Origin of the sequence: Roseateles asaccharophilus (assembly GCF_004362405.1) — a bacterium.
Taxonomy (GTDB): domain Bacteria; phylum Pseudomonadota; class Gammaproteobacteria; order Burkholderiales; family Burkholderiaceae_C; genus Kinneretia; species Kinneretia asaccharophila.
This window is the reverse complement of record NZ_SNXE01000003.1, coordinates 410,423-423,360: the sequence shown is the minus strand read 5'-3', so window position 1 is coordinate 423,360 and position 12,938 is coordinate 410,423. Positions and strand designations below refer to the sequence as shown.

The following is a 12,938-nucleotide window of genomic DNA, read 5'->3' as shown; positions in this document are numbered from 1 at the left end:
GACGCGGCGGGCCGACAAGCGCGAGGGCGCAATTATCTCAGCTGGCGCAAAGACCCTGGCTTGCGGCCCGGGTGACGCCGGTTTTCCCCTCAGCGGCGCATGGCCCTGAGCAGACGCCAGCCCAGCAGCAGGGCGAGCAGCAGACCATAGACCGCGGGTTCGGCAAAGTCGTTCTTGCCGGCGCGCATCCAGATGAAGTGGGCCAAGCCGACCAGGGCCAGCCCATAGACCAGGCGGTGCAGGGCCTGCCAGCGCGCGCCGCCCAGGGCCCGGATGGCTCGGTTGAAGCTGGTGGCCGCCAGGGGCAGCATCAGGGCCCATGCCAGGAAGCCCATCAGGATGAAGGGTCTCTTGGCGATGTCCCGGACGATGTCGCCCGGCACCAGCCCCATGTCCAGCCAGGCGTAGGCCAGCAGGTGCAGGCTGGCGTAGGCAAAGGCCCAGAGGCCCAGCATGCGGCGAAAACGTGCCAGCAGCGGCTGATTCAGGGCCTGGCGCAGCGGGGTGATGGCCAGGCTCAGGCAGAGCAGCCTCAGGGTCCAGTCACCCAGCCCGCGTATCAGGGCCTCGGCCGGATTGGCCCCCAGGCTGTTGTTGGCGGCGCCCCAGACCAGCTGGGCCAGGGGCAGGGCGCAGAGCGCAAAGAGCAGGGGCTTGGCGGCCGGGTGCCGCAGCAGCGGGGACAATCGCACCTCAATACAGCTTTTTCAGGTCCATGCCGGCATAGAGCTGACCCACCTGGGCCTCGTAGCCGTTGAACATCAGGGTGGGGCGCTTTTTGGCGAACAAGCCGTCCTCACCGATGCGGCGCTCGGTGGCCTGACTCCAGCGGGGGTGATCCACCTGCGGGTTCACATTGGAGAAGAAGCCGTACTCCTGGGGCGCGGCGCGGGTCCAGCTGGAGATGGGCTGCTTTTCGACAAAGCGGATTCGCACCAGGGACTTGGCGGACTTGAAACCGTACTTCCAAGGCACGACCAGACGCAGCGGCGCGCCGTTCTGCTTGGGCATGACCTCGCCATACATGCCGAAGCTCAGCAAGGTCAGCGGATGCATGGCTTCATCCAAGCGCAGCCCTTCCACATAGGGCCAGTCCAGCACGCCCGAGCGCAGGCCCGGCATCTGCGCCTTGTCGGCCAGGGTGGTGAACTCCACATACTTGGCGCGGGAGTTGGGCTCCACCTTGCGGATCAGCTCGGCCAGGGAGTAGCCGATCCAGGGGATGACCATGGACCAGCCCTCCACGCAGCGCAGGCGATAGATGCGCTCTTCCATGGGGGCGAGCCTGAGCAGGCTGTCCAGATCGTAGACGCCGGGTTTGGCGATCTCGCCTTCCACGGCCACGCTCCAGGGGCTGGTCCTGAGGGTGTGGGCGCGCTGGGCGGGGTCGGCCTTGTCGGTGCCGAATTCGTAGAAGTTGTTGTAGCTGGTGGCGTCCTGACGCGAGGTCTGCTTCTCCATGGTCAGGGCGCCGGGCAGGGCGCTGCGTGTGGCCGCGAGCCGCGTCTGGGCCAGGGCCTCGCGCGCCGGCCAGGCGGCCAGGGCGGCTCCCGCGGCCAGGCCCTGCAGCCACTCACGCCGCCCCCGGTAGATCGGCTGCGGGGTGATCTCGCTGGGGCTGGGCTGCGTGGGATCGTGGCTGCGGATGAGGAAGGACATTTCGAGAGCTCCTGGGGCGGGTGGCTGATGCAACTCATCAGTCGCGCCAGCGGCCAAAAGCTTACGGTGTCTGGCGTGTACCTGTGGCGGCAGGGTCTTGCGAGGCGGGGCGCGGGGCCCAGCCTAGGGGGCAGCTGACGCTGGTCATGATGCGGGCGTGCTCGCCGGAGCTGATCAGCTGGCGCAGACCGCGGTTGAAGTCTTGCAGCAGGGTCTGGCTGCGTGGCAGCTGGGGCGGCAGCAGCAGGTGGGTCGTAAAGCTCTCGGTCAGCAGGCGTGGATGGATGGCCAGCTGCGCGGCCTCGGCCTGGCTGAAGTGGCGCGCCAGCAGATCACAGGCCACATTGCGCTCGATGGGCAGCACATCGATGCGGCGCAGCAGCAGCTTGCGCAGGCCGGCCAGATCATCGGTGGTGTTGTCGGTCTGTAAGCGCCCCGCTTGTACCAGGCGCCAGAACTCGGGCGTGTAGGTGTAGTCGCGGATCACGCCGATGCGCCAGGCACCGAGGTCCTCCAACCGTTGCCACTCCAACTTGAGCGTGCGCAGCGAGACCAGCTGCCACTGTTCCACCAGCACGGTGTCGCTGAGCAGAAAGTCGCGACGACGTTCCTCGCTGGCGCCCCAGTAGGCCGAGGCATCCCAGAGCCCGGCCTTGGTCTCCAGCTGGGCCCGCGACCAGGGCATGAAGTGAAAGCGAACCTCATGCCCCGCCAGGGCAAAGGCGCGCCGCACGATCTGCAGCGCCACCCCCTTGTCGGCGCGGCTTTCGGTGGCATAGGGCGGCAGCTCGCCGGTGGCGATCTGCACCACCCGTGCCGCAGCCACGTCCGGGCGCAGCAGCGCGAGGACAAGCAGCAGGAACGGCAGGCAGTGGCGCATCAGCCGTATCGCCGCGATCAGAGCTCGCCGTAGGAATGCAGGCCCGAGAGGAACATATTGACGCCCAGGAAGGCAAAGGTGGTGACCAGCAGGCCCACCAAGGCCCACCAGGAGGCCACCTGACCGCGCAGCCCCTTCATCAGCCGCATATGCAGCCAGGCCGCATAGTTGAGCCAGACGATGAGGGCCCAGGTTTCCTTGGGGTCCCAGCTCCAGTAGCCGCCCCAGGCCTCGGCCGCCCAGAAGGCGCCCAGGATGGTGGCGATGGTAAAGAAGGCAAAGCCCAGGGCGATGGCCTTGTACATCAGGTCATCGAGCAGGGTCAGGGCCGGCAGCCGGGCGGTCAGCCTGGTGCGCAGGGCCACGCACAGGGCGAAGAAGATCAGCACCCCACCCATCTTGCGCGCCCAGCCGTCCAGGCCGGATACCGTCTCGGCCGACAGCCCGCTGGCGCCGAAGCGCACGGCCAGGATCATCAGGATCAGTGCCGCAGGAATGCCGATCAGGCCCACCAACAGGGCGCGCTGCGAGGCGGTCTTGAGCAGATAGGCCAGAGCCACCATGGCGGCCATGGCAAAAGTGCCGTAGCCCACGAAGTTGGCCGGCACATGGATCTTCATCCACCAGCTCTGCAGGGCCGGCACCAGGGGCTGGATCTCGTGGGCGCCGCGGGCCACGGTGTACCAGAGCAGGAAGGCCACCGAGGCGCTGATGATCAGCATCACATAGGCGCCCAGCGCGCGCGTCTTGAAGCGCTGCTCGTAGTACAGGTACATCAGCGCCGTCAGCCAGGCGAACATCACAAAGACTTCGTAGAGATTGCTGACCGGGATATGACCGATGTCGGCGGCGATCTGGTGGCTCTCGAACCAGCGCACCATGGTGCCCACCAGGGCCATGAAGACCGCGCCCCAGGCCAGGCGCGAGCCAATGGCCTCGGCCGCGCTGTCCTGGCCTTCACCCTTGAAGAAACCGCCCCAGTAGAACAGGGTGCTCATGAAGAAGAGCAGGCTCATCCAGAGGATGGCGCTCTGGCTGGACAGCAGGTACTTGAGCAGGAAGACCTGCTCGGCGGCCGCCAGGTCGGCACCGAAGTCGTCGGTCTTGCCCAGGTAGAGCTGGATGGCCAGGATGCTGGTGGCGCCGACCAGCACGCTGAGCAGGCGCAGCGGCTTCCAGAACCAGCCCAGCAAGACCAGGGAGGGCATGGAGCAGGCCAGTATGACCTCTTCATAGCCATTCATGGAGCCGCGGTAGTGCCAGAAGGCGAAGAGGCCGCTGGCCAGGACCAGCAGGGCAAAGGCCCAGTCTTGCCAGTCGCGCTGGGCGAAATAGCCTTGGCGACCCAGGGTGATGCTTGCGGTGGCGGTGTTCATGATGCTCGGGCGTCCTTCAACAAGGCCTTGCTCAGGTTCTCGAACTCGGTATCAGTGTCGGGCGAGGCCCGGGTGCAGGACAGAGCCATGCGCACACGGGTGCCGCCATTGTGGACCGGCTCCAGCCAGATCCACAGCCGGCGTTCCTTGATGTATAGCATCGCGAACACCCCGATCGTCAACAACACGGCGCCGAGATAGACCAGGCTCTGGCCGGGGGCCCGGGCCACTTGGAACACGCTGGCCTGAACCTGCTTGAACTCCGACAGCTGCAGCAGCACCGGCGCCGGGTAGAACATGCTGTCCGAAAGCGACAGGACGGCCTGGGTCATGAAGCCCTGCGTGGTGCTGCCCGCCTCGGGTACCGCTTGGCCGGCCTGCTGGCGCACCAGCTTGTAGAGCTCGAACAGGCTGCCATTGAGAATGCGCAGCAGCACCTCGGACACGCGGCTGCGTTCGGCCTCGGGGACCTCGCGTTCGATGAACTGCGACAGGGCCGGCAAGCCGCCCAGGGGTTTGCCATCCGGGCCAGAAGTCCCGGTCGCGGACGGTTCGGCGGCGGCAAACAGGGTCAGCGCGCGCAGGGCCGTGGCCTGCAGCTGGGGGCCCATCCGCGGCTTGTCGTCCGGCGTGGCCAGCTGGGCATAGCGGCGTGCGGCGCGCTCGCGCAGGCCGGCGTCCGCCAGACCCTGGCGCAGCTGCAGCCAGCCGTCCATGCCGCCCTGCTCGTCCACGGGGATGCGCAGATAGCGGAAGGCCTCGGCCGGCGTGTCGCGCACACCGGCCAGGAAGACCCGCTGGCCATCGAGCTCAACCGGGACCATGTAGTTGTTGAACTCGCGGGCCTGGCCGGCCGCGTCGCGCAGCTTGTAGCTGAAGGACGGCCCCAGGTTCTGCAGCGTCTTGTCGCCGCGCGGCTTGGCCCCGCTGCCCAGATGGGCCTGGACCGAGGCAACCAGGTCCACCTTGCGCACATCGGTGCCGCTGGGCGTGGGGGCGGCCATGTTCTCCACATTGATCACCCGCAGTCCGCTGAATTCGAGATTCAGCTTCTCGTCGCCGTTGGACAGGGTGGTGGCGCCGCCCACCACGCCTTCGATCTCGAAGGGTGCGGCCGAGCCGCTCAGGGGCACCGCGCGCACGCGCAGCTGGGAGCCGCCGTCGTCGAAGCTGCTCTGGTAGATGGCCACACCACGGTGATGGGCGGGCTCATTGACCTTGACCGTGGCGGCATGGGTCTTGCCGGTCTCGTGGTCGCGGATCTCGATCTCGCTGGCGAAGAGCTTGGGCATGCCCGTGGCGTAATACTCGACGATGAACTTCTTGAGTTCCACATCGAAGGGCAGCTCCTGCAGCACCACGCCATCGGGCATGGAGAGGATGGCGGTGGCGGCCCGGCCGCCCTCGGGCACCATCAGATTGCCGCGAAAGCTCGGGTTGTCGGCGGCCAGGCGATGCTCGGGCTTGACCTCGCTGACCAGGCCGCCGCCCTGGTAGGCCGACTTGCCCTGGGCCCACATCAGGGCGCGCACGAACAGATCACCGTCTAGCAAACCGCCCAGGCAGATGAGCACGATGGCGCCATGGGCCGCCAGATAGCCGATCTTGTTGGCCGCGCCCTTGCGCGCGGCCACCATGGTGCCCTTGTCGCGGATTTGGGCCCTGGCCTTCCAGCCCTCGGCCTCCAGCAGGGCCGAGACGTCGCTCAATGCCTGCTCGGCAGGCTGAGGCAGATGGCCGATGGCCTTGTGATGAAAGGCTTGCAGCGCGCTCTCGCGTATCCCTTCCTTGTAGCTCTTGAGATCGACCAGGATCTTGGGCGTGTTGCGCGCGATGCACAGGCTGGTGGACAGCACCAGAAAGCCCAGGATCAGCAAGAACCACCAGGCGCTGTAGACCGTGTAGAGGTCCAGCTTGCCGTAGAGCTCCGCCCAGAAGGGGCCGAACTGGTTGACATAGTTGTTCAGCGGCTCGCGCTGCTTGACCACGGTGCCGATCACCGAGGCAATGCAGATCACGGTGAGCAGCGCGATGGCAAAGCGCATCGAGGACAGCAGCTCGTAGGCGTCTTGCCATGGGCGTCCGCGCGGAGCACTGGTGCCTGATGGGGCGGCGGGCGGCGCAGGGGCGGCGGGGGTGTCGGAGGCGGCAGCGGACATTCGTGCGGGCAAACAAAAAAGGCCGGGCAGAGTTGCGCCGGCCTTTTTACAACAGCTGGAAAGTACGGATCAGACCCGGGACATCGGGCTGGTGGCTCAGCGCAGGCCGGCGATGTAGTCGGACACTGCCTTGATCTCGCGGTCGTTCATCTTGGCCGCGATGGCCAGCATCTGGGCATTGTTGCCCCGGGTGCCGGCGCGGAAGGCATTCAGCTGGGCCTCGGTGTAGTCGCTGTGCTGGCCGCCAATGCGCGGGTACTGGGCGGGCATGCCGGCCCCGGTGGGGGTGTGGCAGCTGGCGCAGGCCGGGATCTGGCGATCGGCAATGCCGCCGCGGTAGATCTTCTCGCCCAGGGTCACCAGTTCCTTGTTCTTGGCGAAGCCCGGTTTGGCGGTCTTGCTGGCGTAGAAGGCGGAGACATTGCGGATGTCTTCATCCGACAGCGTCGCGGCCATGCCCTGCATCACCGCGTTCTTGCGCTTGCCGTCCTTGAACTCGTGCAGCTGCTTGGCCAGGTATTCCGGGTGCTGGCCCTGCAGAATGGGGTTGGCCGGGCTGCCCCGGGAACCATCCACAGTGTGGCAAGCTGCACACAGTTGGGTGGCCGTGGCCTGGCCCTTGGCCAGATCCGGCTTGGCCGCCGCCGGCGCGCCGCTAGCCAGGGCTGCAGCAGCGAAAGTGAAGCCAGACAACAAGATAGCAGCAGTCTTCATGTGTTCTCGGGTTGGGTAAGCGCAACTCGGAGATTTTACAATGGCGAATTAACAAGGCCCCCCGAGATGAACCCCGACACCCGCATCGCGCCCCAGAGCGCCCCCGCCGAGCCCGATGACAAGACGGTGTTGGGTTGGACCCACACGGCCCGTTTCCTGACCACGGCCAGCCAGTTGGTCCACCTACCGCCCACCGAGCTGCCCGAGATTGCCTTTGTCGGGCGCTCAAATGCAGGGAAGTCGACGGCGATCAATACGCTGGCGCAGCAAAAGCGCTTGGCGTTCGCATCGAAAACGCCTGGGCGAACACAGCACATCAATTTGTTTGAGCTGGGCCCCAAGGATGCGGCCGATGCGCTTTTTGCCGACCTGCCGGGCTATGGCTATGCCGCGGTGAATCGCGACGCCAAGCAGCGCTGGCAGAAGGTGATGGCCGACTATCTGGAGGTCCGCCGCAGTCTCTCCGGCGTGGTGCTGATGGTGGACTCGCGCCTGGGCCTGACCGATCTGGACCAGCAGCTGCTGGACTTCGTGCAGCGGCGCGTCGCGACCGGCGAGGTCAAGCTGCTGGTGGTGCTGACCAAGGCCGACAAGCTCAACCGCAAGGAGGCCGATGCCGCCCTGCGCCAGACCCAGGAGCGGCTCGCAGCCATGGCCACCGAGGAATCCGATGTGTCCATCACCCTGTTCTCAGCGCTGAAGAAGCAGGGCGTGGCCGATGTGGCCCACATCCTGCACCAGTGGGCCCATGCGCCGCGCGCGGCGGCGGCCCTTGAGGCCGCCGATGCGGCGCAGGCACCGGACGGCCCCCTGTCGCCGGCTTGACAGGGCGGCTCCGGCGGGCGGCCGATACTGGCCGCCACCCCAGGGAGGAGCCGGATGATCGAGACCTTCGTGCTGGAGCTGCCCGATAGTGGCAGCGGCCCCATCAGTCTGTCCTGCCGCGCCTGCGGCCCGCGCGATGCGCCGCGTCTGCTGTTGCTGCACGGCTTTCCCGAGGGCGCCTTCGTCTGGGACACGCTGATGCAGCAACTCGCGACGCGCTGGCGCTGCATCGCCCCCAATCTGCGGGGCTATGAGCGCAGCAGCGCCCCCGAGGCGGTGCAGGCCTACCGGGCCAAATCCCTGATGAGCGATGTGGCCCAGCTGATCGAGGCCACGGGCGAGGGGCCACTGGAGGCCCTGATCGCCCATGACTGGGGCGGTGCCGTGGCCTGGAATCTGGCGGCCCAGCGGCCCGCGCTGATGCGCCGCCTGGTGATCATCAACTCGCCGCATCCGGGGACCTTTCTGCGCGAGTTGCAGCACAAGCCGGCACAGCGCGCGGCCAGCGCCTATATGAACTTCCTGTGCCGGCCCGATGCCGAGGCCCTGCTGGCCGAGAACGACTACGCGCGGCTATGGCCCTTCTTCTACCGGCAGGGGCAGGCGCCTGCCTGGTTGGACCAGGCGCAGCGCCAGCGCTATCGCGAACTTTGGGCCCAGGGTCTGCGAGGGCCCCTCAACTACTACCGGGCCTCGCCGATGCGGCCGGCCACGGCCGAAGATCCTGCGGCCCAGGCCCTGAGCCTGCCGCCCGAGCTGCTGCGGGTGGAGCTGCCTACCCAGGTGATCTGGGGCCTGGACGATGTGGCCCTGCTGCCCGGCTTGCTGGACGGGCTGGAGCAGTTCGTGCCCCGGCTTCAGTTGCACCGGGTAGAGGGGGAGGGGCACTGGATCCTGCATGAGCGGCCTGAGCTGCTGCTGCGCCTGATCCAGGCTTTCCTGCCCCCGCCGGGCTGAACGCGCTCCGGCCGCGCGGGCCGTGTGTGCGGGCCGTGTGTGCGGGCTCTGCGGCCCTGCAGACTCAGGGCCGGCCGATGAAGAGGTAGAGTGCCGTGCCGGCCTCAGGCGCATGGCCCAGGCCCAGGTAAAGCGGGCCCAGGCCGGTGTCGGCCCCGATGAACAGGCTCATGGCGTGACGCAGATCGCTGCCGCGGGCATCGCGGCGGCTGTTCCAGGCATTGCCCGCCTCCAGGGAGCCTCCGATGAAGAGTCCGCGCGTCAGCAGCGGCGTCTCGCTCAGGCGCCGGTAGTAGCCCGCACGTGCGAACACCAGGGTGTTGCCCAGCAACTGGCCCGGCTTGTAGCCGGAGAGCTGCTGGAAGCCACCCAGGGTGTAGGGCCCCTGGGTGGAGTTCTCGGACTGCTTGGAGTCAAACAGCCGCAGATGGGCGTTGAAGGTGTTGCGCCCGAGGCTGTAGGCGCCGCTGGCCTGCAATTCCACGCGGCGGGAGCGCTCCCGTTCCTGGCCTCGCCCCTGAACATGGCCGTTGACCGCATCCAGGGTCAGGCGATAGCCGCGCTGCGGAAAGTCCGCATAGTCCAGCTGGTCCACCACGGCCTTGAGGCGCCAAGCGGTCTCACGCCACGTGGTTCCCAGCTGGCCAGGGATGGGGTCGATCGGCACCATCTCGGGCTTGAAACGCCAGGCCTCGCTGAACACGCCCAGCCGCACCTCGCCCCACTGGCCCCAAGGCTGGCCCAGATCCAGACCCAGGGTGCCCGCGGAACGTGAGACCCGGGCTAGATTTTCTCCGCTGTCGGGCTCGTAGATGCTGATGTTCCGTCGCTCCAGCGTGCCCCAGCCCGAGAGAAACCAGTCGGCGGTCTTGCCCACCCGCAGGGTCAGGGGTTGATAGAGCTCGCTGTAGAGCCTGGGGGTCTGGCCCAGATTGAGCTGATTGCGCCATTCCGTGCCGGTCGGCGTCAACCAGTGGCGGTTGTGGCTGACACGCAGATTGAAGCTGCTCTCGCCCGAGAAGTCGGTGCTCAGGTCCAGGCCAATGCGGAAGTAGTTGGGGCCCCAGGGCTTGTCTTCCATGCCAAAGACCAGGGTCTCGCCGCCGGGGCGTTCTTCCAGGTGGTAGTCCACGCGCACATAGTCGCCGGACGAGGCCAGCAGGCGGGCGTCGCGCTCGGCACGGGCCGGGTCGAAGTCCTGGCCGGGGCGGCTCTCCAGCTGGGCCGCCAGGCGCTCCGGGCGAGTCTGCTCGCTCCCCTCGAACGCCAGGGCCTCGATGCGAGGCTTGAACGCCGGGGGCTTGGAGCCGCGGCGCTGTGCCTGCCACTGGGCATAGTCTTCGGGGCTGAGCGCCATCGGGCGCAGACGCTCCAGCAAGGCCTGTGCGGCGCGCTCGCCCTGCTCGATCAGCTCGCGGCTCTTGTCAAAGTCGGCCGAGCCCAGCTGCCCCAGCTCGGGGGTGATGAGCACATCGTCTTCCCACAGGCTGGCCAGCGAGCGCTGCACATTCTGCTCGGTCAGGATGTTGATCATCTGTGTGGTCACGCCGACCAGGGTGCCCAGGCTGGCGCGCCCGGAGAGCGGGGTTCCCACATTGACCGCAATCAGACGCTGGGCTCCCAGGCTGCGGGCCACATCCACAGGCAGGTTGTTCACCAGCCCGCCGTCACCGAGGATGCGCTCCTTCCACTCCACCGGGGAGAACAGGCCGGGAACGCTCATGCTCGAGCGCAGGGCCAGGGCGAGATCACCCTCGGCCAGCACCACCTGCCGCCCGGTTTCCATATCGGTGGCCACGGCGCGGAAGGGGGTGGGCAGGCGGTCGAAGTCCTGGACCTGGCGCACCGGCAGGGTGTAGCGGCGCAGCAGAATTTCCAGGCCGCGGCTGGAAAAGGTGCCCTGGGGTACGCGGACCTCGCCGTCGCGCATGCCCATCTCCAGCACGGCGGAGAATTCGAAGTCTTCCTCCTTGCGGCGCTGGGACAGATGCTGTCGCTCCACGCGGCTGGCAAACACACGGTCCCAGGCCAGGGGCAGGAGTTCGCGCTCCATGGCACTGGCGCTCATGCCGCTGGCGTAGAGGCCGCCGATGATGGCGCCCATGGAGGTGCCCGTGATCACATCCACGGGGATGCGCTCTCGCTCCAGCACCTTGAGCACGCCCACATGAGCCAGGCCGCGAGCGCCGCCGCCCGAGAGCACCAGGCCCAGGCGCGGGCGCTCGGCCGGTTGCGAGGCTGCCACCGCCGCTGTGGCGGCGCCGGATGGCGTCTGCGCCTGCAGTCCGGCGTTCGGTGCCAGCCAGGCGATCGCGCAGCAGAGGGTCAGGGAAAGCAAGCGAGGCATCAGGGGGTGTTTGAGCTGTCCAGGTCCTGCATCAGGGTGCTCATGGCGCGCTGCACCATATCGCCCTCGTCCTCCAGGCCGGTGATCAGTCCGTGGCTGAGCAGGTGTTCGAGCGCGCCGCGGGTCAGGGAGTGCCGCTCCTCGCCGTCCTGGCCCACAAACAGGAAGTACTGCCGGCTGTCGCTGACCCAGGCCAGCTGCGCCGTGGTCCATTGGCTCTGCACGAAGAGGTGGTACCAGCGGCCTATGCTCAGGCCGGCGATCCATTGGTTGAGGGCCTGGCGCGAGGCTGCGGCATCGGCCGAGGAATAGAGCCCCACCGGCACCGTGGGCAGGCGGCTGCGATCCACCTCGTCATGCGCCCAGCGCGACCCCTGCAGTGATTCCCGCTCGCTCAGCAGGGCCTGCAGCTGGGCCTCGGGGTCCAGGGGGGGCACATGCTGCGGCTCCGGCGCCACTGGCTGCCCAGTCGGGCCCAGCAGCAGGCGGCCATGCAGATGCATGAGCTCGTCCATCAGGGCCTTGCAGCGCGCTGCCGGCAGGGCAATGGACTCGCAGCCCTGGTTCAGTGCCTGCACCAGCGCCGGCAGCCGCGCCCGCAGGGCCTGGCGCTCCGCCTCGTTGCGCAAGGGTCGCAGGCTCGCCAGCAGGGCATCGACCAGCTCGATGCGGGCCTGGGCCTGCGGTGCATCGCGTCCGTGTTCCACCATGGCCTGGACAATCACCCGGGTCCAGTCCTTGCGTAGGAAGTCGCGCAGCAAGGCACTGGTGCGAGCCTCGGGGGATTCCGCCAACTGGTCACGGATCTGCTCCGCCAGCACGCGCAGCCAGCCTTCGCGCTGGCGCTCCCGCTCTAGGCTGGCCAGCTTGATCGAGCTGCGCTCCCCGCCCTGGCGGGCCTGATGGCTGATGAAGGCCTCGACGCGGTCCAGCAACTCCTGGAACTGTGCCGCGCCGGGCCGGGGCTGGGCTGCGACTTCGTCAATGCACGCGTTCATGAAGCGCAGAAAGTCTTGCAGGCGTGGCTCGTCGGCGCGCTCGAAGGCCGCCCCATGGCTGCCCACCCGGTTCAGCAGCTTCCAGGTCGGATGATCCTGGCGACGCAGCAGGCTGGGGTCGCTGGCGGCCAGGCGGACGACAACCACCTGAAGCCGGGCCAGCAAGGCCTTGACCGGCGGCAGCAGGCGCGGATCGGCCAGGATCTGGTCATAGAGCCGGGTCAGCAGATCGCGCCCCTTGCCCTCGCTGAGGGCGCCCAGCAATTGGGGACGCGAGTTGTAGGCGTCGACGCGACGGGCCAGGCCGTCCAGTGTGGCCGGCTCCGTATGTACACCTGGCAGGTTTTCGTAGGCCCTGCTGATGCGGCGCAGACGGTCCTGGTCAGCGCTTTGTTGAGACAGGCCGCGGCTGGCGATCAGCGGCGCCAGATCGGCGGCGCGCAGCTGAGCACACAGGGTGGTGTAGAGCGGCTGTATGGCCTTGGACAGGGGCTGGGCGGCGACGCGCATCAGGGCGTAGTGACCCTCGGCATCCAGTTCGGGCCAACTCAACGCTTGCTGCAGAGCGTGAGCAAAGACACCGGGGCGCAGGGGGTTGTCGTCCTTGCGGGCGCGCGCTGTGCCACGCAAGGCGGCGAAGAAATTGCCCAACTGGTAGAGCTCGTTGCGGCTGCCGTCTTCCACGGCCTGAATCACCTGGGCCAGGGAAACATCATGCAGGGCCTGACGCTCATCCACCAAGCTTAGCTCGTCCACGCCTCGGGGTGTGCGGCGTGGCAGGGGATCCTCGCCGCGTGCACCGGCGGCCAGCAGCGGGGTCAGGGCTTGCTCGAAATGCTCGACGAAGCGAAGGCGATGACGCTGCCACGGCTCCAGCAACTGGCGGTGCTGAGTGTTGCCGTTGATGGCCTCATGGATACCGTCTTGCACCTGGCGGGTGAGCATGGGCAGGTGAGCCAGGGCGTCGGCGATCAGGGAGGTCTGAGTGAGGGCGGCTGGCGAGGACATGAACGCGGCAGTGCA

10 protein-coding genes are annotated in these 12,938 nt (G+C 67.7%); 2 read left to right on the top strand and 8 right to left on the bottom strand.

Features of this window, described 5'->3' with window-relative positions; all coding sequences use genetic code 11:
• Positions 1-89: 89 nt before the first annotated feature.
• From DFR39_RS09815 to DFR39_RS09790, 6 genes are all read right to left on the bottom strand, one after another.
• Positions 90-686 (bottom strand): protein-methionine-sulfoxide reductase heme-binding subunit MsrQ, encoded by a 597-nt coding sequence (locus tag DFR39_RS09815; RefSeq protein ID WP_133603368.1) that lies wholly within the window; start codon positions 684-686, stop codon positions 90-92.
• A 7-nt stretch (positions 687-693) separates the two neighbouring features.
• Positions 694-1,659 carry a protein-methionine-sulfoxide reductase catalytic subunit MsrP gene (gene msrP, locus DFR39_RS09810; RefSeq protein ID WP_133603367.1) on the bottom strand — a complete coding sequence of 322 codons (966 nt, stop codon included), beginning with the start codon at positions 1,657-1,659 and terminating at the stop codon, positions 694-696.
• Between the two features lie 61 nt (positions 1,660-1,720).
• On the bottom strand, positions 1,721-2,539 hold the full coding sequence (locus DFR39_RS09805; RefSeq protein WP_133603366.1) for a substrate-binding periplasmic protein: 819 nt from the start codon (positions 2,537-2,539) through the stop codon (positions 1,721-1,723).
• Between the two features lie 17 nt (positions 2,540-2,556).
• Positions 2,557-3,915 (bottom strand): c-type cytochrome biogenesis protein CcsB, encoded by a 1,359-nt coding sequence (ccsB, locus tag DFR39_RS09800; protein WP_133603365.1) that lies wholly within the window; start codon positions 3,913-3,915, stop codon positions 2,557-2,559.
• Positions 3,912-6,074 carry a cytochrome c biogenesis protein ResB gene (locus DFR39_RS09795; RefSeq protein ID WP_409846365.1) on the bottom strand — a complete coding sequence of 721 codons (2,163 nt, stop codon included), beginning with the start codon at positions 6,072-6,074 and terminating at the stop codon, positions 3,912-3,914. The genes ccsB and DFR39_RS09795 overlap by 4 nt, the downstream gene beginning before the upstream one ends.
• 96 nt (positions 6,075-6,170) lie before the next feature.
• On the bottom strand, positions 6,171-6,788 hold the full coding sequence (locus DFR39_RS09790; protein WP_133603364.1) for a c-type cytochrome: 618 nt from the start codon (positions 6,786-6,788) through the stop codon (positions 6,171-6,173).
• Positions 6,789-6,854: 66 nt separating this feature from the next.
• Here DFR39_RS09790 and yihA point away from each other — a divergent pair, with 66 nt between their 5' ends.
• Positions 6,855-7,613, top strand: coding sequence for a ribosome biogenesis GTP-binding protein YihA/YsxC (yihA, locus tag DFR39_RS09785; RefSeq protein WP_133603363.1), 759 nt, complete (start codon positions 6,855-6,857; stop codon positions 7,611-7,613).
• A 54-nt stretch (positions 7,614-7,667) separates the two neighbouring features.
• Positions 7,668-8,570, top strand: coding sequence for an alpha/beta fold hydrolase (locus DFR39_RS09780; protein WP_133603362.1), 903 nt, complete (start codon positions 7,668-7,670; stop codon positions 8,568-8,570).
• Between the two features lie 64 nt (positions 8,571-8,634).
• Here DFR39_RS09780 and DFR39_RS09775 read toward each other — a convergent pair whose 3' ends face one another.
• Both DFR39_RS09775 and DFR39_RS09770 read right to left on the bottom strand, forming a co-directional pair.
• On the bottom strand, positions 8,635-10,917 hold the full coding sequence (locus DFR39_RS09775) for a patatin-like phospholipase family protein (RefSeq protein ID WP_133603361.1): 2,283 nt from the start codon (positions 10,915-10,917) through the stop codon (positions 8,635-8,637).
• The gene (locus DFR39_RS09770) at positions 10,917-12,923 is read right to left on the bottom strand and encodes a DUF1631 family protein (protein ID WP_133603360.1); all 2,007 of its coding nucleotides are present in this window, start codon (positions 12,921-12,923) and stop codon (positions 10,917-10,919) included. Before DFR39_RS09770 ends, DFR39_RS09775 begins: the two co-directional genes overlap by 1 nt.
• Between the last annotated feature and the right edge of the window lie 15 nt (positions 12,924-12,938).